17 protein-coding genes are annotated in these 25,729 nt (G+C 75.3%); 6 read left to right on the top strand and 11 right to left on the bottom strand.

Annotated elements, in window-relative coordinates:
- Positions 1-90: 90 nt before the first annotated feature.
- Positions 91-1,797, bottom strand: coding sequence for a DUF2142 domain-containing protein (locus ACO229_RS25740; protein WP_423463192.1), 1,707 nt, complete (start codon positions 1,795-1,797; stop codon positions 91-93).
- 80 nt (positions 1,798-1,877) lie between these two features.
- Here ACO229_RS25740 and ACO229_RS25735 point away from each other — a divergent pair, with 80 nt between their 5' ends.
- On the top strand, positions 1,878-2,480 hold the full coding sequence (locus ACO229_RS25735; protein ID WP_397418480.1) for a metallopeptidase family protein: 603 nt from the start codon (positions 1,878-1,880) through the stop codon (positions 2,478-2,480).
- Positions 2,481-2,489: 9 nt separating this feature from the next.
- On the opposite strand, the gene ACO229_RS25730 is transcribed toward ACO229_RS25735, so the two are convergent.
- From ACO229_RS25730 to ACO229_RS25720, 3 genes are all read right to left on the bottom strand, one after another.
- Entirely contained in the window at positions 2,490-4,109 is a 1,620-nt protein-coding gene (locus tag ACO229_RS25730) for a DUF5719 family protein (protein ID WP_423463191.1), read from the bottom strand.
- A complete protein-coding gene (locus ACO229_RS25725) occupies positions 4,106-7,459 on the bottom strand; it encodes a glycosyltransferase family 2 protein (RefSeq protein WP_423463190.1) in 3,354 nt (1,117 codons plus the stop codon). The genes ACO229_RS25730 and ACO229_RS25725 overlap by 4 nt, the downstream gene beginning before the upstream one ends.
- A gap of 652 nt (positions 7,460-8,111) precedes the next feature.
- Entirely contained in the window at positions 8,112-8,453 is a 342-nt protein-coding gene (locus ACO229_RS25720; RefSeq protein WP_397418474.1) for a WhiB family transcriptional regulator, read from the bottom strand.
- A gap of 266 nt (positions 8,454-8,719) precedes the next feature.
- Here ACO229_RS25720 and ACO229_RS25715 point away from each other — a divergent pair, with 266 nt between their 5' ends.
- The 3 genes from ACO229_RS25715 to ACO229_RS25705 all read left to right on the top strand — a co-directional run bounded on the left by ACO229_RS25715 (position 8,720) and on the right by ACO229_RS25705 (position 12,441).
- Positions 8,720-9,463 carry a TIGR03089 family protein gene (locus ACO229_RS25715; protein WP_423463189.1) on the top strand — a complete coding sequence of 248 codons (744 nt, stop codon included), beginning with the start codon at positions 8,720-8,722 and terminating at the stop codon, positions 9,461-9,463.
- Positions 9,464-9,538: 75 nt separating this feature from the next.
- Complete coding sequence (locus tag ACO229_RS25710; RefSeq protein WP_423463188.1) at positions 9,539-10,864, top strand: LCP family protein; 1,326 nt, start codon at positions 9,539-9,541, stop codon at positions 10,862-10,864.
- A 2-nt stretch (positions 10,865-10,866) separates the two neighbouring features.
- Positions 10,867-12,441, top strand: coding sequence for an LCP family protein (locus tag ACO229_RS25705; RefSeq protein ID WP_423463187.1), 1,575 nt, complete (start codon positions 10,867-10,869; stop codon positions 12,439-12,441).
- 238 nt (positions 12,442-12,679) lie between these two features.
- Here ACO229_RS25705 and purE read toward each other — a convergent pair whose 3' ends face one another.
- Genes purE through ACO229_RS25685 form a run of 4 tightly spaced genes read right to left on the bottom strand, consistent with a single transcriptional unit; the run spans position 12,680 to position 16,560 of the window.
- The gene (gene purE / locus ACO229_RS25700; RefSeq protein WP_423463186.1) at positions 12,680-13,189 is read right to left on the bottom strand and encodes a 5-(carboxyamino)imidazole ribonucleotide mutase; all 510 of its coding nucleotides are present in this window, start codon (positions 13,187-13,189) and stop codon (positions 12,680-12,682) included.
- Entirely contained in the window at positions 13,186-14,505 is a 1,320-nt protein-coding gene (locus ACO229_RS25695) for a 5-(carboxyamino)imidazole ribonucleotide synthase (RefSeq protein WP_423463185.1), read from the bottom strand. Before ACO229_RS25695 ends, purE begins: the two co-directional genes overlap by 4 nt.
- An 11-nt stretch (positions 14,506-14,516) precedes the next feature.
- Positions 14,517-15,872 carry a sensor histidine kinase gene (locus ACO229_RS25690; RefSeq protein ID WP_397418462.1) on the bottom strand — a complete coding sequence of 452 codons (1,356 nt, stop codon included), beginning with the start codon at positions 15,870-15,872 and terminating at the stop codon, positions 14,517-14,519.
- A gap of 4 nt (positions 15,873-15,876) precedes the next feature.
- Positions 15,877-16,560, bottom strand: a complete 684-nt coding sequence (locus tag ACO229_RS25685) for a response regulator transcription factor (protein ID WP_026366105.1) — start codon at positions 16,558-16,560, stop codon at positions 15,877-15,879.
- A 151-nt stretch (positions 16,561-16,711) separates the two neighbouring features.
- Here ACO229_RS25685 and ACO229_RS25680 point away from each other — a divergent pair, with 151 nt between their 5' ends.
- Together ACO229_RS25680 and ACO229_RS25675 are read left to right on the top strand one after the other, a co-directional pair.
- Entirely contained in the window at positions 16,712-18,406 is a 1,695-nt protein-coding gene (locus tag ACO229_RS25680) for a sensor histidine kinase (protein WP_423463184.1), read from the top strand.
- On the top strand, positions 18,403-19,110 hold the full coding sequence (locus ACO229_RS25675) for a response regulator (RefSeq protein WP_397418458.1): 708 nt from the start codon (positions 18,403-18,405) through the stop codon (positions 19,108-19,110). The genes ACO229_RS25680 and ACO229_RS25675 overlap by 4 nt, the downstream gene beginning before the upstream one ends.
- Positions 19,111-19,241: 131 nt before the next feature.
- On the opposite strand, the gene ACO229_RS25670 is transcribed toward ACO229_RS25675, so the two are convergent.
- Genes ACO229_RS25670 through ACO229_RS25660 form a run of 3 tightly spaced genes read right to left on the bottom strand, consistent with a single transcriptional unit; the run spans position 19,242 to position 25,304 of the window.
- The gene (locus tag ACO229_RS25670) at positions 19,242-21,845 is read right to left on the bottom strand and encodes an FtsX-like permease family protein (protein ID WP_423463183.1); all 2,604 of its coding nucleotides are present in this window, start codon (positions 21,843-21,845) and stop codon (positions 19,242-19,244) included.
- A 7-nt stretch (positions 21,846-21,852) separates the two neighbouring features.
- Positions 21,853-24,489 (bottom strand): FtsX-like permease family protein, encoded by a 2,637-nt coding sequence (locus tag ACO229_RS25665; RefSeq protein ID WP_423463182.1) that lies wholly within the window; start codon positions 24,487-24,489, stop codon positions 21,853-21,855.
- Positions 24,489-25,304: an ABC transporter ATP-binding protein gene (locus tag ACO229_RS25660; protein WP_397430710.1), complete on the bottom strand. Its 816-nt coding sequence runs from the start codon at positions 25,302-25,304 to the stop codon at positions 24,489-24,491. The genes ACO229_RS25665 and ACO229_RS25660 overlap by 1 nt, the downstream gene beginning before the upstream one ends.
- Positions 25,305-25,729: the final 425 nt, after the last annotated feature.

Genomic DNA, 25,729 nt, shown 5'->3' with positions numbered 1-25,729 from the left:
CCTGACCTATCAGATCGACACCTGGCGCCTGTACTGGATGCCGGAGGACGGCGGCCTGGACGCGCTCGGCCGGGCTGTCGCCGCCGTCGGCTACTGGTACGCCTTCCCGGCGGGCACGCTCGTCGTGCTGCTGGTCGCCGGACTGGCACTCGGCGTGGCCGTCACCGTCTCGGTCACGCGGACCGCCGGCGAGCGCGGATGGTCCGGCACGTCCGGCACCACCCGGGAGAACCGCGCCGCCGCCAGCACGGCCGCGACCGCGACGACCACGCCCACGGCGCCGACCAGCACGAGCTGAGGCCAGGTCAGGGGGCTCCACCCGGCCCAGCGGGCCGCGGCGTCGGCCACCGTCCGGTCCGGTCCCTGGTAGAAGCCCCAGAACCCGTAGGCCAGGCCGGCCGCCGCCGCGACCGCGCCCGTGCCGACGACCCAGGGCACGGCGGCGCGCAGCCGCGGGCCGAGCAGCGTGCCCAGGCCGAGGGCGGTCGCCGCGCCGAGCGCCAGGAGGCCGGCGAACAGGTAGCGGCCCTGCACGGCGGAGATCCAGCCGTGTGCCGCGTAGTCGGGCCACGCGTTGGCCACGACGCCGCACCAGAGCGCCACCGGCTGCAGCAGCAGCACGGCCGTGCCCCGCCGTGCCGGGCCGCGGGCCACGGCCAGCACGCACAGGCCCGCGACCACGACGGCGGCGGTCCAGAACACGGCGTCGGGCAGCCGGACCTCCAGCCAGCCGAAGTTGCCGAAGAACGACCGGGTCAGGCTCATCACCACGGTCCGCACGAAGTACCAAGGGCCGTTCGGCTCCGCGTCGTCGGGGAACCGGTCCGGGATGCCGACGGGTTGCACCGTCCCCAGCACGACCAGGTTGCGCACCCACCACCAGCCGCCGACGGCGAGCGCGACGGCGCCCGCGACGAGCACGCCCGCCGCCCGGCGTCCGCGGGGGCCGGCCGCCAGCGCGAAGGCGGCCACCACCATCGGCAGCGCGAAGGCCGCCATGACCTTGGTCAGCAGCCCGACCCCGACCACCGTCCCGAGCCCCGCCGCCGTGCGCCACCGCACGTCGCCCGTCACCACCCGGGCGCACAGGTAGGCCGTGGCCGCACCGCTGAGCGTCACGAGCGCGTCGTTGGTGACGCTGCCCAGGATGTGCCCCACCTGCGGTACGAACAGCGTGAACGACGCCGCCACCAGCGCGGCCGCGCGCCCGCCGTCCGCACGACGGGTCAGCAGACGGCGTACGGCCCCGGCGGTCAGCAGCGGCAGGGGAAGCAGGAGCACGACGTCGAACAGCCGCAGCGTCAGGAGCTGGAGGTCCCAGCGGGCCTCGGCCGTGCCGGTCACGTGCAGCACCCCCGCGGCGAGCGCGTAGTAGAGCGGCGGGTGCTGGGTCATCTGGTCCACGACGTCGGTGGGCAGGTGCCGCGTCCCGGTGCCGGGCGGCAACGGGTCGGCGAGGGCGTTCTCCGCGGTCACCGTGCCGCGCTGCGCGTCGGGGACGGGCGGCACGTCGACGAACGGCGGCAGCTCGACGCGGTCGAGGTGCCGGCCGGGTACGTCCGTGGCCAGCGCCGCCTGCTCCCGCGCCGCGTCGACGGCGGGGCCCACGAGCGCCTCCCCGGCGGCGGGCCAGCCGCCCCCGTACGCCAGCCGGAGCACGCTGTTGACGTGCTGCGGCTCGTCGGGTGCGCGGAAGGCGGGCGTCAGCACCGCCCACACCGCGCCCACCAGGGCGACGAGCACGGTGATCAGGGCGAGCGCCCGGCGGTACGTAACCTCGGCGGTGTCGTCGCGCACCGCCTCAGGATATGGGCTCCTGTCCGCGCGGCGCGCGAGAGGTGAGCCGGAGCGGGGCGGATTCGACGTATCGTCGGTACGTGCCTCCGTTCTCACCTCGCGGCCGCAACCGGCGGTCCGGCCGCGGCCCCGCCTCGGGCGGTTCGTCTGGTTCCTCCGGCAGCGCCGCGAGCACGCCCGGTGGCCCGGCGGCCGGCATCCCCAAGGCTTCGCAGGCGGACCTGCTGCGGCTGGCCGCCACCCGGCCCGACGGCGAGGGCGACGCCGTCCGGCCCCGGCGTCGTGACCGGCGCGGCCGGGGGCTGCGCGGCCCGCTGCTCCCGCCCGGCGCACCGGCGCACCGCACGCGCGCGCAGCGGTTCGACGACCTCGTGCTCGACGTCGTCGAGGACCTCGACCGCACCTGGGCCGCGCACCTGCGCGGCACGGAGTTCGCGGTCGAGGACGTGCCGCCGTCGGACCCGGCCCCGTGGGAGGACGGCGGCGTGCTGCTCGGCCGCTTCTTCCCCGCCGAGGCGGGCCGCCCCGGGCGCGTGGTGGTCTACCGCCGTCCCGTCGAGGTGCGCGCCTTCGACCAGGAGGACCTCGCCGACCTGGTCCGCGACGTCGTGGTGGAACAGGTGGCGCACATGCTGGCGCGCACCCCGGAGGAGATCGACCCGAACTTCGGCGACCGGTCCTAGCCCACCGCGTCAGCCCACCGCGTCCACGCGCCGCACCCGCACCTCGTCGCCCGAGGCGAGCGGCGCCGCCGGGTTCAGCACCGAGAACAGCGACGGCGCCCCGGCGTCCGACAGCGTCACCGACCAGACCACGCCCGGCTGGTCCGCGGGCTGCTCCGCGACCACCGCCACCGTCTCGCCGGGGTCGCCCAGGTCCGCACCGTCCAGCGTGACCGTCTGCCCCGTGGGCACCTCGACGGTCTGCGACCACGCCTCGGCGCCGTCCGGCCCGATGCCGCGCAGCCCGACCTCCGTGCTGCCCTCGACGTCGTCGATGCGCTCCGGGTCACGCTCGCCGGGCACGCCGGCCAGCGCCAGCTCGTAGGAGGCGTCCTGCGGGACGGCGACGACACCGTCGGCCACGACGCCGTCGGACGGCACCGCCTGACCGGGGAGCCAGGCGCGGTCGTACGGGTCGCCGTCGACGACCGCGTCCCGTGCGGGCGTGCCCCGGCGGTCCACGGCGGCGCCGGCCACCACCGGCACGTCCGCGTCCACGACCACCGTGTACGCACCCTCGGGCAGCCCGCCCAGCGGCAGGGTGGTGATCTTGCCGGGCTCCAGGGCCACCTCCTCCCCGCCGCGCAGGCGGACGGGGCCGTCGGCGCCGAGCACCGCGAGGCGTGCCGTGCCGGACCGGTCCCCCGGCGCCAGCAGGTCGAGCCGCGGGGCGTGCGGGTCGTCGACGGCCTCGCCCGTGCTGACGACCCCGGACACCGCGGTCGTCGCGGCCGGCGCCCCCCCGCCCACGACGAGGTCCGCCCCCGCGGGCAGCAGCCCGTCGATCCGGTGGTGCTGCACGTACGCGCCCACGCGCCCGCCCTCCGCGGTGACGTGCAGCGCGAGCCGGCTCTGGTCGGGCGCGACGGCCTCCAGCATGGTCACGACCTGCTCCCCCGGCGGCACGACGACGAGTGCCTGGCCACCGAGCGCCACGGGCCCGGAGGCGCCCCAGGCCTCCAGGGCCACGGTGGCGGGGGTGCGGCCGGGGTTCTGCAGCACCAGCCGCCCGCTCGAGCCGACCGCGGTGCTGCCACCCACGAGCCAGTGCTCGACGGCGGGCTCCGCGCACGGTCCGGCGACCATGCCGCGCAGGTCGCCGTCGGTCGTCACGGACGCCACGGTGCCCGTGGCGTAGGTCGCGCCGCCCGGGGTGACGCGCAGCAGGCGCGCGTCGGGCACCTGGCCCGTACGCACCGCAGCGGCGTCGCCGACCTCCAGCGGGCCGGTGAGGTCCCCGGTCTCCGCCCCGTCGAGCGTGGTCAGCGCAGGATCGGCGCCGTCCAGCGCGACGGCGACCAGCGACGTGCTGGTCTCCACCGGGGTCGCGCTGAACTGGTCGTCGCCCACGTCGGGCTGCTCCAGCTCCGCCGGCTGCGGGCAGACCAGCCCGGTCTCCGCGGCCGCCACGGGGACGGCACGCGCACCGTCGCCCGGGTCGGCCACGGCCGGACCCGGCCCGACCGTGCCGTCGGTCACCGCGAGCGCGGCGACGGCCATCGCGCACAGCAGGGCGCCCGTCGCGGCCGCCGCACGCCGGGCCGCGGGCGGCACGGTCAGCTTCCTGCGCTTCGTCGTCCTGCGCGTCATCGGACCCTCCTGCGTCCCACCGGCAGGGCCAGCAGGGCGAAGACCACCAGTGTGAACGTCGTGAGCACGAGCCAGGCCGTGCGGTGCGGTGCCTCGTAGCGGACCACGAGGTGCCCGGCGTCCGGCCCGAGGTCGAACGCCTGCCTCCCCGCCGTGTCCTCCGGGGGCACCGGTTCGAGCCGGCGCCCGTCGAGGGTCGCGTGCCAGCCGGAGCCCGCGGCCTCCGCGAGCACGACGGTCCGGTCCGCGCCGCCCGGCGCGACGTCCGTGCGGACCTCCGTACCGGCCGACTCCAGCACCTGCCGGGTCACGCCGCCCTCGGCCAGCCGGGCCCAGCCGGGCGCGGGCTCGTCCGCGGGCGACACCCGCCACACCGACACGGCCTGCCCCTCGGTCACCCGGCTCATGCCGGGCACCATGTCGAGCGTGGCCACGAGGTCGCCGACGGCGGCGTCCCGCTCCTCGGCCGCGTCGCCCGACCGCACCTGCACCGCACCGACGCCGAGGCCGGCGAGCTGCTCCGGCACCCCGTCGGTCGTGCCGGACACCAGCTCCGCGACCGCGGCGTCCAGGGCCTCGGCCGCGGCGCCGTCCGACGCACCGTCCGCGGCGGCCCGCGCCGCGACGGCGGCGTCGGCGAGCTGTGACCCGTCGGCGCGCAGGAGCGCGTACCGGACCGTGCCGTCGCCCTCCGGGGAGAAGCCGATCTCCAGCACGCGCGCCTGCCGCGGCGGCGCCTGCATCTGCTGTCCGACGGCGGGCACCACCGGCTCGGTCGAGACGTGCAGCAGCGCGCTGCGGCCGCCTGCCGCGACGCTGCCCGAACCGACCAGCCAGGCGGCCGCCTGCGTCACGGGGAGCACCAGCCCGGTCACCGCCAGCACCGTCGCCCCCACGCGGACCGCCGCCCCGGGAAATCCGCTCAGGCGGGTGCGCTGTGCCACGACCGCCGTCGCCCCCGCGAGGGCCGCACCGCCGAGGCCGAGGAGCAGCAGGGACAGCCCGGGGCCGGACCACCGGCCGTCGCCCTGCGCGAGCACCGCGACCGCGAGCCCCGCCGCCGCGACCAGCCAGCCCGTCAGGGTCGTGCCCGTGACGCGGCGCGCCGTCGGGCCGGCCCGCCGGCGGCCGATGCCCAGCAGCGCGGCCAGCAGGCCGAGCAGCGCCAGGGCCAGCACCAGCCCGCCCGCCACCCAGGGTCCCGCCGCCACCACAGTGCGGAGCGCGACGAGGGCCGGGCCGCCGCCGTCGGGCACGTCGAACCAGGGCGCCGGTGCGGACGGCAGACCGAGCAGCAGCTCCAGGCCCGACGCGTCGCCGGGCGCGGGAACGCCCGAGCCGGCCAGCGGCTCGGCCGTCAGGAGTCCCCGGTTGCCGTCGCGCAGCGCCGTCCACCACAACGGCGCACCCACCACGAGGGCCGGCACCGGCGTGAGCGCCAACCAGGTCCGGCGGCGGGGGGCCACGAGCACCGCCCCGGCGAGCACGAGCACGGCGGCGGGCAGCAGCGCGGGCGCGCCCGCGACGACGCAGGCCAGCAGCAGTCCGCCCGCACCGGCCGCACCCAGCGAGCCGGCGGCCCGCGACGACCGGGGAGCCGACAGCGCTCCCTCGGGGGGTGTGAGCCGGTCGACGGCCTGCACGCCGACGGCCCGGACGAGCGCCACGGCGGTCCACGGCAGCAGCGCGTGCGCCAGCACCGCGCCCAGCAGCCCGCCGTCCAGCGCACCGAGGAACGCCGGGGCGACGGTCCACGCGAGCGCCGCCAGCACCCGCAGCCACACCGAGCGGGTCACGGTGCCCGCGGCGGCCCAGGCGCCCACGGCGGCCAGCGGGAGGGCGAGCAGCAGCACGCCGTCCACGGCGTCCTGCAGGGAGCCGCCCGTGAGCACCGAGAGCCCGGACAGCACGAGCAGCAGGGGGTCCGCCGGGGCGGCCGCGCCGAGCCCGTCGCGCACCCAGCCGGACGTGGCGGCCCACCAGGTGGTCGCCGTCGTGCCGCCGGCCGGGAGCAGGGCCCCGCCGACCAGCCGTCCGCCGGACGCGAGAGCACCGAGCGCGGGACCGAACAGCGTCGCGGCCAGGCCCAGGGCGCCCACCACGACCACGGCCAGCCCGGCACGGCGCCGGACCGCCAGGGCCCGCAGCTCGGCCTGCTCCAGGTCGGACAGCGCATCCTCCACGCGGTGGGCCTCGCCGCGCGCGAGCCGCCGGTCGCGGCGCTCCGCAGCCACCTCGCGCCAGGTGCCGAGCAGCGGGCGCAGCACGCTCCGCGGCACCGTCGACGTCCGCGCGATCCGGCGCCGGGCCCGCAGCAGCGGCCCCAGCCGGAAGACCGCCCACAGCGGGGCGAGCAGCTCGTCCCGGGCCCGGTCGGGCCGCTTCATCGCGAGCCGGTAGCCCGCGGCGAACGGCGCCCACGCGACCATCGCCAGCATGGCGAACGGCAGGATCCAGGGCGCCACCGACGTCAGGCGCAGGTAGAGCTGGCTGCGTCGGCGCGCGCCGGACGACCCGGGAGCGTGCAGGGAGACCTGGGCGTGCCGCACCACGGCGTCGGGCACCACCACGACACGGTGCCCTGCGAGCCGCACCCGCAGGCAGAAGTCGGTGGAGTCACCGAGCTGGCCGTACGCCGGGTCGGTACCCCCGACCTGACGCCACACCGAGGCACGCACCAGCGCGCCCGCGAGCCCGACGGCGAGCACGTCCTCGCGCGCGTCGTGCTGGCCCTGGTCGATCTCGGTGTCGTCGATCCCGGTCATACGGCGGCCCAGCGGCGACACCGTGTGCCCCACCTCGACGAGCACCCCGCGGTCGGAGAGTCCGGGGTCGAGCGGGGCACCGTCCGGCCCCGTCTCCCACCGGCGCTGCTTGCAGCCCGCGACGGCCACGACGTTCGAGTGCTCGACGGCGCGGGTCAGCGCGGCGAGCGCACCGGGCGCAGGGGCGGAGTCGTCGTGCAGCAGCCACAGCCAGCCGTGCTCAGGGGCGCCGGCCGCGGCCAGCGCCGCCTCGACCGCCTCACCGAAGGTGCGGGCGCCGGCACCCGCCACGTACCGCGCGCCGCCGAGCTGCAGATCCTGGTGGCCCGACGTGGCCGGGGCGGTGTCGACGTCGACCACCACCACGTCGTCCGGCGTGCGGGACTGCGCGCGCAGCGCGGCCAGCGTGGCACCGAGGTAGGGGCTGCTGCCGCGTGTCACGACGACGGCCGTCACCGTGACGGCCACCGGCGCAGGGGCGGCGGTCCGCGCCGGGACCTTGGCCCACACCGGCGCTGCCGCGGCCTCGTCGGGGCCACGGTCGGGGCTGGGAGCCGACAGGCTGTCGGTACGTGGAGCGCTCATCTCGCTTCACATCATGCGGCGCGTCGCCACCGACACGCCGCAGACGCGCCGGACGCGGGTCCAGGTCTGCGCGGGTGCACGGCCGGGTCGGCGCCGACATCAGGCGACATCAGGCAGGCTCCGCACCTGTACGGGCGCAGGGCCTGGTGCACTTGCGGCCGGCGGCAGGAGGAACAGCTCCACCGGGGGCGTCAGGTGCGGGCGTCAGGTGCGGGCTGCGGGCGTCAGGTGCGGGCTGCGGGCTGCCGGCGCCACCTGCCGGCGCCACCTGCGGGCTGCCGGCTGCAGAGCGAGGCTGCGGGCTGCCGGCGCCACCTGCGGGCTGCCGGCTGCAGAGCGAGGCTGCGGGCTGCCGGCGCCACCTGCGGGCTGCCGGCTGCAGAGCGAGGCTGCGGGCTGCCGGCGCGAGGCCGATGACATCGGTCCCCTGCACCTGGCAGCCCTACGAGTTCGGTCGGTCGCCTCGACATCGGTCGGGCGATGGACCGATCTGGCGGCAACGGACCGAAGACGGCTTCCGGAGCGGTGCAACGGACCGAATGAGGGAGCCCAGCCACCCAGGGCGTAAGCAGCCGGGGCGCCCGGCCACCAGGGCCACCAGGGCCACCAGTCAGCCCGAGGTATCAGCTCCTAGACAGCCCGCCGCGTGATCCTAGACAGCCCGCCGCTTGAGCTTGCGGCGCTCGCGCTCCGAGAGGCCGCCCCAGATACCGAACCGCTCGTCGTTCTCCAGCGCGTAGTCGAGGCACTCCGCCCGGACCTCGCAGCCGGAGCAGACCTTCTTCGCCTCGCGGGTGGACCCGCCCTTCTCCGGGAAGAAGGCCTCAGGGTCGGTCTGCGCGCACAGGGCGCGCTCCTGCCAGCCGAGCAGCGACTCGTCCGGCTCGGTCAGCTCGAACAGCTCGCCGAAGAGCGGGAGCACCGGGGCCACCGGCGCCGGCTTGTTCTCGGCGTCAGTCGGGAACTCCACGTCCGATTCCAGAATGTTCCACATGACGTGCCCCTTCATGCCGTGTTCCGTGCTCCGGGGCCTCGCCGGACCTGCAGCTTCCAGGCCCCGTTGCGTATGCGCTACGAAAACTGCATACATGGAATTACACGCGTGTCGCCTGGAGTCGTCAAGCGGAATTGTGCTATCGCCCGGCCGTTCCACGAGTAATTCACGAGTCCTTCCGCAGGTCGTGGCGTACGTCTCACCCCTCCCCAGTCTTTTCACCCTCCGGCGCGTCGACACGCCCGGAGCCCTCGTAGGGTGGCCGCATGCAGATCGCGTCCCGCAGCGGCGGCCCTGTGCCCGACGTCGCCTCGCTCCTGGCCCGCCTCGCCGCAGACGGCGGCCGCCCGCGCCTCACCTGGTACGGCGACGACGGTGAACGGGTCGAGCTGTCCGGCGCCGTCCTGGCCAACTGGGCGAGCAAGACCGTCAACCTCCTCGTCGAGGAGTTCGACGCCGCCCCCGGTACCGGCGTCGTCATCGACCTGCCGGTGCACTGGCGCACGGCCGTGTGGGCGCTGGCCGCCTGGCGCACGGGCGCGACGGTGGCGCTGCCCGACGCCGGGACCGACCCGGACGTCGTGGTCACCGACGCCCCGGACCGCTGGGCGGACGCCGGGGCCGACCTCGTCGTCGTCTCCCTTCCCGCGCTCGCCCGGCGGTACGACGGCGACCTGCCGGCCGGCGCGATCGACGCGGCGTCGGCCGTGATGACGTACGGCGACGTGATCGGCTGGGTGCAGGAGGTCGACCCGGACCGGGAGGCACTGGTGACCGCGGCGGGCGCCGTCGGGCACAAGGAGCTGGTCCCCGAGGCCGGGGACGGCGCCCGCGTGGTCGTGGACGGGCGCGGGGCCGTGGCGGACGTGCTGCGCGACCTGCTGGGGATCTGGGCGGGCGGCGGCTCCGCCGTCCTCGTGTCGGCGGCCACCGCGACGGAGCTGGACGGGGACGAATCACGCCGAACCCGGCTGCTGAGCAGCGAGCAGGCCGAGTGGCGGCGCGGTTAGAGGGCTTCTCCACGAACCCTCTACGGTCCGCCCCCCGGCGGTGCGCCGCCGTGCAACACCCAACCCCTAGGATCAATGGCCGTGACATTTCCTGACCTCAGCGCCCCGGGTGCGACGAATCCCGCCAAGGGGCCGTCGCATGCCCGCGTGCTGAACGCGTCGGGCGGCGCCGCCCGCACGGTCGGCCTGGTCCTCGTCGGGGTGCTCGTGTTCGGCGTGGTCGGCGGCGCGACGGCCGTGACCCGGCTGACGGGAAACATCGACACCGCCGGGATGACGGCGCTGGGCTCGGACCGCCCCGAGGTGGTGCTGCCGCAGGACCCGAACGCGGGGACGCCCCTGAACATCGTGGTCATGGGCAGCGACTCGCGCGACGGCGACAACGGCGGCCTCGCCGGCGGCGGGGAGATGGGCGCCCGCTCGGACACCACGCTGGTCATGCACATCTCGGGCGACCGCTCCCGGGTCGAGATGGTCTCGATCCCGCGCGACTCGACCGTGGACGTCCCCTCGTGCACCACCGAGGAGGGAGCGACCACCGCCGAGCTGTACGGCACCAAGTTCAACGCCGCGTTCTCCCAGGGCGTGCAGGCCGGTGGCGGCGTCGCCGACGGCGCCCTGTGCACCGTCAAGACGATCGAGTCGCTCACCGGCGTCTTCATGGACGGTTTCATCGTGGTCGACTTCGCCGGCTTCTCCTCGATGATCGACGCCGTGGGCGGGGTCGAGGTGTGCGTCGAGGAGGCCATCTACTCGGAGAAGGCCAACCACCTGTCCCTGGAGCCCGGTACGCACCTCCTCAAGGGTGTGAAGGCACTCGACTACGCCCGCGCCCGGACCGGCCAGGGCCTCGGCGACGGGTCCGACCTGGGCCGCATCGGCCGGCAGCAGGAGGTCATGGCGTCGCTCGCCCGCAAGGTGCTGAGCCAGGAGGTGCTGACCAACCCCTCCAAGACGCTCGGGTTCCTCAACGCGGTGACGGGCTCCCTCACCATGAACGAGGAGCTGGCCAGCATCGACGGACTCGCCGGGTTGGCCTACTCGATGCGCAACGTACGGCCTGACACGATCACGTTCATGACCGTCCCCAACGTGTACGACCCGAACAACGCGGCGAACGTGGTGTGGACGGACGAGGCCACGACCCTGTGGGACAACGTCAAGCACGACCGGCCCCTGGACTACGACCCGGCCGCGGCGTCGGCATCGCCGTCGGCGTCCCCGTCCGCGGGCGGCACGGACGGCGAGGGCGCCGCGGGCGAGAACGACACGGAGACGGGCACGGAGACGGGCACGGACGCCGGGGCCGGCACGCCCGAGCCCTCGCCGTCGTCCACCGTGATCAAGCAGGCCGGCGAAGAGGCCTTCACCGGCGCTGACACCACCAAGGTCTGCGGTTAGCCATGTCAGATCCCAGGACGTCGAACCGTTCGGCCCGCGAGGCCGACGACGACGTGACGCGCGTCCGGATACCGCCCAGCTTCACGCCCCAGGGCGCGAGCGGGCGGCCGGGCGCGGACGACGCCATCCCGGTGGGTGACACGGGCGAGCGTCCGCGGACCCTCCCGGGCGCGGCGCCGAGCAAGGGCGGCCCCGCGAACGCGGAGACGCCAGGCGTCGGGATTCCCGGCGTCGGTGGTGCTCACCGCATCGGACGGCCGGAAGGCTCCGACGGGGGCCGCAGCGAACCACGAATCCGTAGACAGTCCTCCCGGGAGGTACCGGTGTCCGGCCAGCGCAACACTCCCCCGCCCGTCCCGCCGCGGCGGTCGGGGATGCCCGCGCGGAACGAGGCCGGGGCCCCGCCCCGGTCCATCCCGCCGCGGGCGGTGCCGCCGGGGGGCGGCGGTCAGCCCCCGCAGTCCATCCCGCCGGGCCGACCGGTCCGCGCGAGCGCAGGCCCCGTCCGTCCGACGCCGGTACGCAGCGCACCGCGTCCCGCCGCCGGCGGTGGCGGCGGCCGTGGCGGGAACTACCCCGCCGGTGCGCTCGCCTCGGGCGGTCGCGGCCGTGGCGGCGGCAACATCCGCATCCGCAAGGGCCGCGTGGCCGGCGTCATCGCGGTGCTGGTGCTGCTGGCCGTGCTCGCCTGGCCGATCGGCCTCCTGATCTGGGCCAACGGCAAGATCCAGCACGTCGAGGCGCTGTCGGGCGCCGAGGGAACGCCCGGTACGACGTACCTCCTCGCGGGTTCGGACGCGCGCGGCAGCGGCGGCATCGACGACTCCACGTCGGGTGCCCGCACGGACACAATCATGCTGCTGCACAAGCCGCGGTCGGGGCCGGTGGCGCTCATCTCGATCCCGCGCGACACCTGGGCGGAGATGCCCGACGGCTCGGGGAGCAACAAGATCAACGCCGCATACTCCTACGGCGGCGCGCCGATGCTGGTCAAGGCCGTCGAGACGCTCACCGGGCTCACCGTGGACCACTACGTCGAGGTCGGCTTCGGTGGCGTCTCGGGCGTCGTGGACGCCGTCGGCGGCGTGCGGCTGTGCCTCGACTACGACGTGCACGACGTGAAGTCGAAGCTCAAGTGGACCAAGGGCTGCCACGTCGCAGACGGCAAGACGGCGCTGGCGTTCTCCCGGATGCGCTACGCCGACCCGAAGGGCGACATCGGCCGCGCCGAGCGTCAGCAGCAGGTCATCGCGCAGATCGGCAAGAAGGTCGCGGACCCCGCGGTGCTGCTCAACCCGGTGAACCAGGTGGGCCTCGCCGACGCCGGCCTGGCGGCCGTGGTGACCGACACCGACAGCGGCATCATCGACATCGCGATGCTCGGCCTGGCCTTCCGGACCGCCAACGGCGACGACGGCGTGACCGGCACCCCGCCGATCGCCACGATCGGCTACCGGACGCCCACCGGCGCCTCCGCCGTGCTGCTGGACGACACGAAGACCGGCGAGTTCTGGGCGAAGGTCCGGGACGGCGAGTACCAGCCGGGCGAGAAGGTCGGAGGCGTGCCGGGCTCCTGACGGCCCTCCCGGCGGGCTCGTTCGGTCTCTTGATGGACTGAGCCTCTTCACTTCGGTCCGTTGTCGCGAGTTCGGTCCACAGATGGACCGAACTCGCGACAACGGACCGAAGTCGTTGGTCCGGGTACCGCAGCGGACCGAACTCGTGGACAAAGACGCCGCAGCGGACCGAACTCGTAGACGCAGGCGCCGCAGCGGACCGACCTCGTAGACGCAGACGCCGGCGTTCTGACCAGTGTCAGAGCTGGGCGCGGAGGTTGGCGCCCTTGGCGTGCGCCGCCTTGCTCAGGTCCGCCTGGAACGCCTCCATACGCTCCCGCAGCACCTTTGCCTCGGCGTCCGTGCCCGAGGCCAGGATCCGCGCCGCCAGCAGCCCCGCGTTGCGCGCCCCGCCGATCGACACCGTCGCCACCGGCACGCCCGCCGGCATCTGCACGATCGACAGCAGCGAGTCCATGCCGTCGAGGTACTTCAGCGGCACCGGCACCCCGATCACGGGCAGCGGCGTCACGGACGCCAGCATGCCGGGCAGGTGCGCCGCGCCGCCCGCGCCCGCGATGATCGCGCGCAGCCCGCGCCCCGCGGCCTCGCGGCCGTAGTCGATCATCTCGGTGGGCATGCGGTGTGCCGAGACGACGTCGACCTCGACCGGCACCCCGAACTCGCCCAACACCTCGGCGGCGGCCCGCATGACGGGCCAGTCGGAGTCCGATCCCATGACGATGCCGACCTGCGGGGTGGTGCTCATGCGTTCGCCCTCTCCTCGGTGGTACCTGCGGCCTCGCCGCCGGTGGTCTCGTCCGACTCGGTGCCGGTCGCGCCGCCCGCCGAGGTGCTGCCCGCGCTCCCCGCGGGCGTCTCGCCGCGCAGCAGCGCGGCGGCCGCCGCGGCACGAGCCCGCACCGACTCCAGGTCGGCGCCGCTCACGTTCACGTGGCCCAGCTTGCGGCCCGGCCGCACGCCCTTGCCGTACAGGTTGACGCGCGCCTCGGGGTACGCGGCGAGCACGCCCGACAGGGCGTCGGTGAGCTCGTCCAGCGTGGATCCCAGCACGTTGGCCATGACCGTCCAGGTCGCCGTCGGCTCGGTGGCACCCAGCGGCAGGTCCAGCACGGCGCGCAGGTGCTGCTCGAACTGGCTGGTCACGGCACCGTCGATGGTCCAGTGCCCGCTGTTGTGGGGGCGCATCGCGAGCTCGTTGACGAGCACCGTCGGCGTCCCGTCCGGGCCGGGCACCTCGAACATCTCGACGGCCAGCACACCGGTCACGTCGAGCCCCTCGGCCACGGTGGTGGCGATCTCGCGAGCCCGGGCGTCGAGCGCGGCGGACAGGCCGGGTGCGGGCGCGATCACCTCGGAGCAGACGCCGTCGCGCTGGATCGACTCCACGACCGGCCAGGCCCGCACCTCGCCCGACGGGCGCCGGGCCACCAGGGCCGCCAGCTCGCGGGTGAAGGGCACCTTCTCCTCGACGAGCAGCTGCGGCCCGCCGTCGGCCACCGCGGCGAACCAGTCGGCGACGTCGTCGGGGGACGTGACCACCCGGACGCCCTTGCCGTCGTACCCGCCGCGCGAGGTCTTGACGACGGCGCTGCCGCCCACCTCGTCGAGGAAGGCCGCCAGGGCGGCCCGCCCTTCCTCGGGGGACGACGCCGGCAGCGGCGCCCAGCGCGGGCACGGCACGCCGAGCTCGGTGAGCCGCTGCCGCATGACGATCTTGTCCTGGGCCTGCACCAGCGCGTGCGGTCCGGGCCGTACGGGCGTGCCGTGCTCGATGAGGTCCGTGAGCAGGGCGTTCGGCACGTGCTCGTGCTCGAACGTCAGCACGGACGCCGCCTGTCCCGTGGCGGGGGCGATGAGCGAGCGGATCGCGGCCTCGTCGGAGGCGATGCCCACGGGCGCGTCGGTGACCACCTGGGCGGCGGAGGAGGCCGGGTCCTCCACCAGCACCCGCAGCCGGATGCCGAGCTCCCCGGCGGCCGGCGCCATCATGCGGGCGAGCTGCCCGCCTCCCACGACGGCCACGACGGGCGGCCCGGACTCACGGATCTGTGGTGCACTCACGTCGGTGAAGCCTACCGGCGCCCGCGGCCCTTCTTCTGACCGAGGGTCGAGATCTTCGACCCGACCGGCAGCACCTGGTGCGGGTCGAGGGTCTTGGGCACGCCCGACAGGAACACCGAGAACACCGGGGGCGTGCGCTGCGTGAGCTGGAGGTTGCCGCCGTCGGCCGCGACGAGGTCCCGCGCCAGGGCGAGACCCAGACCCGTGCCGGCACCGGACGTGACGCCACGCTCGAAGATCTTGCCCGCCATGTCCTCGGGCACGCCCTCGCCCTCGTCCGTGACCTCGATGGCCATGGCGCCCCGCTGACCCTCGCGGATCCGCAGCGTGGTGGTGCCGCCGCCGTGCTTGAGCGAGTTCTCCAGCAGGGTGGACAGCACCTGCGCCAGGGCACCCGGGGTGGCCAGGACGCGTGCCCCGCCGGAGTCCTCGACGTTCAGGTGACGGTCGGCCCGTTCGAACGACTCGCGCCACTCCTCCTCCTGCTGGAGGAACAGCACCGCGACGTCGACGGACTCCGTGGTACCGCCCTGCGCGCGCCGCGACCGGGCGAGCAGGTCGTCGACCACGCCGACCAGCCGCTCGACCTGCTCGAGCGAGATCCGGGCCTCCTCCTGCACCTCGGGCTCGCTGGAGGTGAGCGTGATCTCCTCCAGGCGCATCGTCAGCGCGGTGAGCGGTGTGCGGAGCTGGTGCGAGGCGTCGGAGGTGAACTGCCGTTCCACCGCGAGCCGGGCCGCGAGCCGGTCGGAGCTGCGGGCGAGCTCGGCCGCCACCAGGTCGATCTCCTCGACGCCGGAGGGGTCGAGCCGAGGGCGCACCTGTCCCGCGCCGAGCTGCTCCGCCGAGGCGGCCAGGTACACGAAGGGCTGTGCCAGCCGGTTGGCCTGCCACGCGGCCGTCACGGCACCCGCGGCGAAGGCTCCGACGCTGCCGAACACGACGAGCACCACGACGTTGATCGCCTTGATGTACGCGGGCCAGGCCGACACGGAGATGACCACGCCCATGACGGGCTGCTCCTCGGAGGCGAGCCCCCGGTCGATGGTGGCACCGACCACGGGCTCGCCCGAGACGAGCTGCTCGCCGTTCGGCTGGTTCACCGTCACGTACGCGACGATGTCGTTGGGCTGCGGCTGGACGGCCCGGTCCAGCACGGACTGGTCGACGAAGCCGGCCTCGGCGGCCGAGCGGTTGCGCTCGTAGGAGTTGACGGCAGAGGTCAGCAGGTCCTGCGCCCGGGTCTCGACCCGCTGGACCTCCTGGTCGTAGATGTACCGGGCACCGAAGATCGCGAGCGGGATGCCCAGGAGCAGGACGGCTACCGCCACCGCGGCGATGGTCGCCTGCAGTACGCGGGCGCGCATCTGGCTAGCTCGCCCCGATCTCGAAGCGGAAGCCGAGACCGCGCACCGTGGAGACGTAGCGCGGCGCGTTCGCGTCGTCGCCGAGCTTGCGGCGCAGCCACGACACGTGCATGTCGAGGGTCTTGGTCGATCCGACCGGGTCCGAGCCCCAGACGTCGCGCATGAGGGTGTCCCGGACCACCACGGAGCCGGCGTTCTGCACGAGCACGCGCAGCAGGTCGAACTCCTTGGTGGTCAGGTGCAGCTCGCGGTCGCCCTGGAACGCGCGGTGCGCGGAGACGTCGACGCGGACGTCCTGCGCGTGCAGCTCCTCCTCCTCGCCGGTCTCGCCGTGCGAGCGGCGCAGCAGCGCCCGCACGCGCGCGAGGAGCTCGGCCAGGCGGAACGGCTTGGTGACGTAGTCGTCGGCCCCGGCGTCGAGGCCCACGACGAGGTCGACCTCGTCGGCGCGGGCGGTCAGCACCAGGACGGGCACGGTGAGGCCGTTGGCCCTGATCTCGCGCGCGACATCGAGCCCGTCCATGTCGGGAAGGCCCAGGTCCAGAACGACGATGTCCGCACCGGTCGAGCTCTCGATCGCACCTTTGCCGGTTCCTTGCACGACGACGTCGTAACCCTCACGGGAGAGCGCTCGTGCCAACGGCTCGGCAATGGCCGGGTCGTCCTCGGCTAGGAGTACGTGAGTCATTTCGCCATCGTAGGGCATAACCGACGCTACGGCGCCATCCTGACACCGATGTGATGACCGCCCACCGAATCCTTTCGGCTGAGGTAGCCATGGCGCAAGTGCTACCACGGTATGACGCGCCCGCGCAACGGTTCGACCTACGCTGACCTGCATGGGGTGGTACGAGCGGTGGGCACAGTGGTCGGAACGGTATCGGTTCCTCATGGACCTCGGGCTCACCCTTCTGGCGGCCCTCGTGGCGATACCGGGTGCGCTGTCCCTCTACGCCCAGCGTTTCGACCCCACGTCGATCGTCGTGGCCTCGCTCCTGGTGCTCGCCCCGCTCCCCTGGTGCCGCACGCGCCCCTTCACCTCGGCCGCCGCCGTCTTCGTCGCCTGCATGGTGCAGCTGTGGGTGTTCGACCTCCCGGTCATCGCCGCCGACGCCGTCGTGGTCGTGTCGGTCTACTGCGTCACGGTCTACGGCTCCCGGCGGGCCTACCTGACGGCCGCCGGCCTGGCCGTGATCGGCGCGGTGGCCCTCGGCCTCTCGGTCGCGGTGGCCCCCGAGAGCCTGTTCCTGACCGTCCCCACGCTGGCGATCCTCGCGGCGTCCTTCGCGTTCGGCCTGGTGCGCCGCTCGCGCCGCACGATGCTCCTGGCCATGCGCGACCGCGCCGAACGTCTGGAGATCGAGCGCGACCAGCAGGCGCAGATCGCGACCGCCGCCGAGCGCGCCCGCATCGCCCGCGAGATGCACGACATCGTGGCCCACTCCCTGTCCGTCATCATCGCCCAGGCCGACGGCGGCCGGTACGCCGCCGCCGCGGACCCCGCGGCCGCGCAGCGTTCGCTGGGCACCATCGCCGAGACAGGGCGGGCCGCACTCGCGGACATGCGGCGGCTGCTCGGCGTGCTGCGCGACGACCAGCCGAGCACCGTGACCCCGCTGGGCCTGGTCGCACCCGACGACGCGCCGGCCCGGGGTTCCGGGGTGCGCGCGAGCGGGGGGCCGGCGGCCGGCCCGGGTCGCCTCCCGGCAGCCGACGCCGGCGCACGCACTCGTCCCGGCACCCCGGGCGGCACGGCAGCCGGCCGCGCCGAGACCCCTGGCACGGCCGCCCCACTGCGCCCGCAGCCCGACGCCGCCGACATCGGCCGGCTCGTCGAGCAGGCCCGCGACGACGGCATGCGGGTCTCCTGGGCCCGGGTCGGGGTGGAGCGCCGGCTGCCGCCCGGCGTGGGGCTCACCCTGTACCGCGTCTGCCAGGAGTCGCTGACCAACGTGCGCAAGCACGCCGGCCCCCGGCCCGCCGTCACCGTGCTGGTGCGCTGGGGCGAGGAGGAGGTGGAGCTGCGCGTGGACGACGACGGCCGCGGCCTGGCGGCCGACGGCTCCGCCGCCCCCGACGAGCCCGCGCCCACCCCGGGGTACGGCCTGCTCGGCATGCGCGAGCGCGCCGAGATGTTCGGTGGCACGCTCTCGGCGGGGCCCCGCCGGGGCGGCGGCTTCTCGGTCCGGTTCGTGGTGCCGATCCCGCGGGCGTCCGTGAGCTCGTTCGCCGCGGGAACGGGCGAGGAGCCCGGCCGGGACGTGCGGGCGGCCGTCCCCGAGTCCCCGGGCGACGCGGCACCCGGGGACCCGGCACCGGAGCGGCCGGCCCCGGCGGAACCTGCCGACGCCGCGGGCACCGCGGGCTCCCCGGGCACCGCAAGCTCCCCGGGCACCGCGGGTTCCCCGGGCACGGCGGACGCCGAGGCCGGCAACCCTGCCCCCGGCGCTACCGGCGACCCCGGCGACCCGAACGACCACCCGACCCGTGACACCCCCGGCACCGACCTGCACGACACACGAGGAGCACGATGACCCAGCCCACCGGCACCCCCGACGGACCCGTGCGCGTCGCGCTGGTCGACGACCAGCCCCTGGTCCGCGCGGGCCTGCGCATGGTCATCGACTCGCAGCCCGACCTCCAGGTGGTGGTCGAGGCCGACGACGGCCGGGACGCGCTGCGCCTGCTCGGCGCGACGGCGTCCGACGTCGTGCTGATGGACGTGCGCATGCCGGGGATGGACGGGCTGTCCGCCACGCGGGCGCTCCTGGCCGACGGCGGCCGCGCCGCCGCGGGCGACCCCCGCGTGGTGGTGCTGACGACGTTCGACCTGGACGAGTACGTGCTCGACGCGATCCGGGCCGGGGCCAGCGGCTTCCTGCTCAAGGACGCCCAGCCGGAGGAACTGCTCACCGCGATCCGCACGGTGCACCAGGGGGACGCGGTGATCGCGCCGTCGTCCACGAGGCGGCTCATGGAACGCCTGGTCACCGCGCTGCCTCCGGAGGAGGCCGCAGGCCCGCAGGAGGCGCTGGCGGGCCTGACGGGCCGCGAGCGCGAGGTCCTGGTGCTCATGGCGCGGGGACGGTCGAACACGGAGATCGCCGCGGACCTGTTCGTGGCCGAGGCGACGGTCAAGACCCACGTGGGCCGCATCCTGGCCAAGCTCGACGCCCGCGACCGCGTCCAGGCCGTGGTCACGGCCTACGAGACCGGCCTGGTCCGCCCCGGTACCTGACGTCCCGAACCAAGCCTCCCGAACCAAGCCTCCCGAACCAAGCCTCCCGAACCAAGCCTCCCGAACCAAGCCTCCCGAACCAAGCCTCCCGAACCAAGCCTCCCGAGGCGCAGCTCCCGGGCGGCCACCCCTCAGCGGGCCGACAGCGCCGTGACCGGCGCCGTGCGGGTGGCCGCGCGGGCCGGGGCCACCGACGCGACCAGGCCTGCCACCAGCGCGGTCACGGCGACCGTGCCGACGGCCGGCCACGGGACCACCAACGGCACCTCGCCCAGCGTCGACAGCGCGGTCGCGGCGCCCGCCCACCCGTAGACCAGGCCCAGCACGATGCCGAGCACGGCACCCAACCCGGAGATCACCATGCCCTCGATGGCGAGGGTGGCCCGCAGCTGCGCCTTGGACAGCCCGATCGCCCGCAGCACGGCGTTCTCCCGCGTGCGCTCCACGACGGACAGCGACAGCGTGTTGGCCACGCCGATCAGCGCGATCACCACGGCCACGGCGAGCAGCCCCACCACGATCCCGAGGATCACGTCGACGATCCGCTGGTAGGAGTCCCGCTCCGCGACGATCCCGGTCACGGACACCGCCTCGCCCGTGGCGGAGACCGCCCGCTGCGCCGCCGCGACCACCGCGGCGGCGTCGTGGTCGTCGTCGACGCCGGCCCAGACCTGGTCGGCGGCCCGGCCCGGGGCGAAGGCCGCGAGGTCCTGCGGCGTCAGGTAGGCCCGGTCCGAGAGCGTGCCGGTGTGCACGACGTCCAGCGTCACCGTGCCCGCGCCTCCCTTCAGCGTCAGGGTGTCCCGGCCCTGCAGCCCGTGCGCGGTCGCGACCCGCTCCGGCACCACGACGACACCGGGCCGGAGCCGGGTGGCGTCGCCCGGCGTGTTCAGCACCGACCGCAGCGCCTCCGGGTCGACGGCGGCGACCGGGACGCGCGCCCCGCCGTCGGCCCGCCGGGCGGACAGGGTGGTGACCTCGGCCGTGGACCGCACGCCGTCGACGCCGTCCAGGGCGGTCCGCACCGGCGCGCCCACGCCGAGGGCCGGCGTCATGCCCGCGACCTGGAGGTCGACCGGGAACCGCGAGTCGAGCTGGTGGTCCATGGTGACGCGGGCACTCGCGGCGCCCGTGGTCATCATCGAGACCAGGGTGACGCCGACGAGCAGCGCGGTGGAGGTCGCCGCCGTGCGACGCGGGTTGCGCAGCGCGTTGGCCGAGGCCAGGCGGGCCGCAGGCCCGGCGACGTCCACCAGGCGGCCGAGCCCGGCCGCGACCCGCGGCAGCCAGAAGACCGAGCCCGCGACGACGCCCACGAGCGACATGGAACCGCCGAGCACCGCGGCGAACAGCCCGACGTCGATCCGGCCCGACATCCCGAGGGCGACCCCGGCGACCAGCAGCGCCAGCCCGCCCACGCCCGCGGTCCCCGCGAACGCCGACCGGGCGCGGCCGACCCCGCGGGGGTCGGGCCGGACGTCCGGGGACAGCGCCGCGAGCGGGGCCACCCGGGAGGCGGCGCGCGCGGGCGCCAGCGCCGCCAGGAGGGTGACCAGCAGGCCCACGGCGAACGGCAGGAGCAGCACGGGCGCGCTCAGGGAGATCGTCCGGGGCAGCGCCACGCCGAGGTCGAAGGCCGGCGCGACCAGCAGACCCGCCTGGACGAACAGGGTCCCGGCGGCCAGCCCCACGACCGATGCGACGACGCCGACCACCGCCGCCTCCAGCAGCACGGTGCGGTAGACCTGGCCGGTGCTCGCGCCGACGCACCGCAGCAGCGCCAGGGTCCGCGCACGCTGGGCGACCAGCACCTGGAACGTGTTGGCGATGACCAGGCCCGAGACCACGAGGGACACGCCCGCCAGCGCCAGGACGAAGACGAGGAAGATGATGTTCTGACCGTCCGAGATCCGCGCGACCACGTCCTCGGCATAGGCCTCGGGCGTGGTCACGCCGGTCGCCGACGGCACCGCCGCCGCGAGCGCGTCCCGCGCGGCCGCGACGGCCGCTGCCCCGGCCGGCTCGGCGAGGGCGACCACCACGGTCCGCAGGCCCGGCACCGTCCCGCCCGCCTCGCCCGCGAGCCTCCGCTCCAGCGCGGCCGGCGAGACGACGGCGACACCGCCGCTCGCCGCGTAGGCCCGCAGCGGGTCCTCCACCAGGCCGGACACCGTCAGCCGCTCGGCACCCGCCCGGCCGCCGTCGTGCTCCGGACCGTTCTCGTCCATGGCCGGCTTCGCGCCCGGCAGCCAGCGGGTCGAGGCGACCGTGTCACCGACGCCGACGCCGAAGAGCCGCGCGACGTCCACGGGCAGCGCGATGCGGTCCGCCCGGTCAGGCCACGTCCCGCGGGCGAGCACGAGCGGCGAGAGCCGCGGGTCGGACGGCGCCGCCAGCAACGACTGGTACACCGTCCGCCCGTCGTGGTTGAGCTCCGCGTAGGTACCGCGCAGCCCGTCCGCCGCCGCCACGCCGTCGACCGCCCGCACCGCCTCGACGTCGGCCCGCGTCAGGGTGCCGGCGCTGTCGAAGACGACGAGGTCGGCGTCGGCGTACTGCGCGGCCACCTGCTCGTACGTGGTGCGGGTGATGATCCCGCCCGCCAGCAGCGTGGCGGTCACGAACGCGGTGCCGATGACGACGGCGGTGCCCGCGGCGGCCAGGCGGCCCACGCTGCGGCGCATCTGCCCGAGGGCGAGGCGGACGGACGGAGAGGTGGCCGTGCCGGTGGCCATGGTCGGCCTACTCCGCCGCCAGCGCCGCGACGGGGCGGGTACGGACCGCCGCGCGAGCCGGTACCACCGAGGCGATCAGGCCCGCGACGAGAGCGACGCCGAGCATCACCGCCACCTCGGCCCACGGCACCACGACCGGCACCTCGCCGAGGCTGCCCAGGGCCGCCGTGGCGCCCGCCCACCCGTAGACCAGGCCCAGCAGGACGCCCAGCACGGCACCCACACCGGCGATGAGCATCCCCTCGACCGCGAGCGTCGCCCGCAGCTGCCCCTTCGACAGCCCGATCGCGCGGAGCATCGCGTTCTCCCGCGTGCGCTCGATCACGGACAGCGACAACGTGTTGGCCACACCGATCAGCGCGATCACCACGGCCACGGCGAGCAGCCCCACCACGACGCCCAGGATCACGTCGATCACCTGCTGGAACGACTGCCGTTCGACGGCGGCGCCGGTCACCTCCACGGGCTCCTCGGTCGCGGCGACGGCGTCCTGCACGTCCGCGAGGGCGTCGACGGGGTCGTTGCCCTCGGCCACGGCCGCCCATAGGGCGTTCGCGCCCACGTCCGGCGTGAACCCGGCGAGGTCGAGCGGCGTCAGGTACGCCTGTCGGGTCCGCAGGTCGCTGCCGACCACGTCCAGGGTCACCTCGCCGGCCGGGCCCGTGAGCGTGATCGTGTCGCGGCCCGCCAGACCGTAGTCCTCGGCCACCTGCTCGGGCAGCAGCAGCGTGCCGCCCCGCAGCGGGGCGACGGCGTCCGGCGTGCTCAGCACCGACGACAACGCCTCGGGGGTCGCGGCGACGACCGGCAGCACGGAGGACCCGGTGTCACCGGCGACGTCGGCGACGAGCGTGGTCACCTCGGCCACGGCGCGCAGGCCGGCCACGCCCTCGACGGCGTCGGTCACGGCACCGGGCAGGACGGCGGGGTTCCCGGCGTCGTCGCTGGACGTGGCTGCGACCTGGAGGTCGACGGGGTACTGCGCGTCGAGCTCGTCGTCCATGGTGACGCGGGCGCTCGCGGCGCCCGTGGTCATCATCGAGACCAGCGTGACCCCGATCAGCAGCGCGGTGGCCGTCGCCGCCGTCCGGCGCGGGTTGCGCTGGGTGTTGGCCGCCGCGAGCCGGGCGGCGGGCCCGGCCGAGGCGACGAGGCGGCCGATGCCGCCGGCGACCCGGGGCAGCCAGAACACCGCACCGACGATGACGCCGATCAGCGACACGGAGCCGCCCAGCACGGCCGCGAGCACGCCGATGTCGGCGCGGCCGGCCGCGCCGAGGGCCACGCCGCCGGCCAGGACGGCGAGCCCGCCGAACGTGGCGAGCCCGGACACCACCGCCCGGAACCGGCCGGCGCCGCGCAGCGACGGCGCGTCCGACGGGCGCAGCGCGGCGAGCGGGGCGACCTGGGCGGCGGCCCGCGCCGGGGTGAGCGCCGCGACCAGGGTCACGAGCACGCCCACGGCGAGCGGCAGGAGCACGACGGACGCGCTCGGGGTGATGGTCTCCGGCAGCGGCACGCCGAGGTCGAACGACGGCGCGACCAGCAGCCCGGCCTGGACCAGCAGGCTCCCGAGCAGCACTCCGGCCAGCGAGGCCAGGACACCGAGGAGCACGGCCTCCAGGAGCACGCTGCGGTAGAGCTGACCGGTGCCGGCCCCGATGCAGCGCAGCAGCGCCAGGGTGCGGGACCGCTGCGCGACCAGCACCTGGAACGTGTTGGCGATGACGAGTCCCGCGACCACGAGGGCGACACCCGCGAAGGCCAGCACGAACACGAGGAAGACGATGTTCTGGCCGCCCGACATGCCCGCGACGGCGTCCTCGGCGTACTCCTGCGTCGTCATGACGTCGCCGGCCGCCGGCACGGCCGCGGCCAGCGCGTCGCGGGCCGCCTCGAGCGCGGCCCGGTCGCCGGGCTCGTCGAGCGCGACGACGATCGCCGGGTACGCCTCGGTCGCTCCGGGCTCCAGCTCGTCGGCGAGACGCTGGTCCATGGCCGCGGGGGTGATGACACCCATCCCGCCGCTCAGCGCGTAGGCCTGGTGGGGGTCGTCGACGAGGCCGGAGACCGTCAGCTCCTGCGTGACCTCACGGCTGTCGTGGTACTCGGTGCCGTCCTGCGCTGTGGTCGACTCGTCGTCGGTGACCCAGCGGGTGGAGGAGACGGTGTCGCCCACGGCGAGGCCGAGGCGTTCGGCGGCGTCCACCGGCAGGGCGATGTCGGCCGTGGCCGCCGGCCACGCGCCGTCCGCGAGCTCCAGCGGCGAGAGCCGCGGGTCGGAGGGCTGGGCCACGAGCGACTGGTAGATCGACCGGCCGCCGTGGTTGAGCTCCGTGAAGGCGGACCGGACCGCGTCGGCCGCCGCGACGCCCGCGACGGCGCGCGCGGCGTCGACGTCGTCAGGCGTGAGGCTGCCGGAGTCGTCGGACACGACGAGGTCGGAGTCGGCGTACTGGGCCGCGACCTGGTCGTAGGTGGTGCCCGTGATGACGTTGCCGACCAGCAGCGTGGCCGCGACGAAGGCGGTGCCGATCGTGATCGCCACCCCCGCGGACATCAGGCGTCCGGTGCTGCGGCGCATCTGGGCGAGGGTGAGGCGTGCGGTGGGGTAGCGGGTGGTGGGGGTGGTGGGGGTGGTCATCACGCGCCCGTTCGGGTGGTGGTGATGGCGGGTTCGAGGGTGCGCAGGGCGTCGAGGCCGGCCATGGCGGATTCGGGGGTGGGGTCGGTGATGTCGCCGGCGATGCGTCCGTCGGCGATCAGGACGACGCGGTCGGCGTAGGCGGCGGCGGAGGGGTCGTGGGTGACCATGATGATGGTGCGGCCCAGCTCGCGCACGGAGCGGCGCAGGAAGGACAGGACCTCGGCGCCGGAGCGGGAGTCGAGGTTGCCGGTGGGTTCGTCGGCGAAGACGACGTCGGGCTGGGCGATCAGGGCGCGGGCGATGGCGACGCGTTGCTGTTGTCCGCCGGAGAGCTCTCCGGGGCGGTGGGTCAGGCGTCCGGTCAGGCCGAGGGTGTCCACGAGGGTGGTCAGCCAGGTGTGGTCGATGCGGCCGCCGGCGAGCTCGACCGGGAGGGTGATGTTCTGTTCGGCGGTGAACATGGGTAGGAGGTTGAACTGCTGGAAGACGAAGCCGATGCGGTCGCGGCGCAGGTGGGTGAGGGCTTTGTCGTTGAGGGTGGTGATGTCGGTGGTGCCGAGGTAGGCGTGTCCGCTGGTGGCGGAGTCGAGTCCGGCCAGCAGGTGCATGAGGGTGGACTTGCCGGATCCGGAGGGGCCCATGATCGCGGTGAAGCGGCCTTGTTCGAAGTCGACGTCCACGCCGTCCAGGGCCTGGACCACGGCCTGGCCACGGCCGTAGGTCTTGGTCAGGGAACGGGCCCGCACGGCACGGGCGGCACCGCCCGGGGCCGGGGCCGGGTGACCGGCCGGGACGTACACAGTGGTGTCCACGTGATTCTCCTCGGTTCGTTCCTGCGGGACGGATCGTCGCTGCGGGGTGCTGCCGGCCGTTCGCGCTCGCCGCGCACGGCCGGCCGCGGCAGCGGACCGCCGGTGGCGGCTCGCGCCGGGTGCGGCGGCCGGGGCACCGTGCCCCGGCCGCCGGCCGGAAGTGGTCCGGCCTTCCCGGGTGGACCCCGGTACGGCCGGCACCACTGAACCTACGGAGACGCCGGCACCGGGTACATCGGGCGTCGGCCTGATCCTTCACCCATCGCGTCATCCCCTGGTCGTACGCCTCGTCGGCCCCGGGTAGGGGCACTCACCCAGGGGTTGTGCCGTAGCGAGCGCGACGAGACCCCTGTGGAAACCGGGGTCGTGCACAGGTCTCCCCACCTCGTCCGGGGCACCGCGACGCACCGCGCGAGGCTGGACGA

It is taken from the genome of Promicromonospora sp. MS192 (assembly GCF_049532985.1).
In the GTDB taxonomy this organism is placed as follows: Bacteria; Actinomycetota; Actinomycetes; order Actinomycetales; family Cellulomonadaceae; genus Promicromonospora.
Note: the sequence above shows the minus strand (reverse complement) of the source record. Positions and strands in the feature narration are given on the sequence as shown.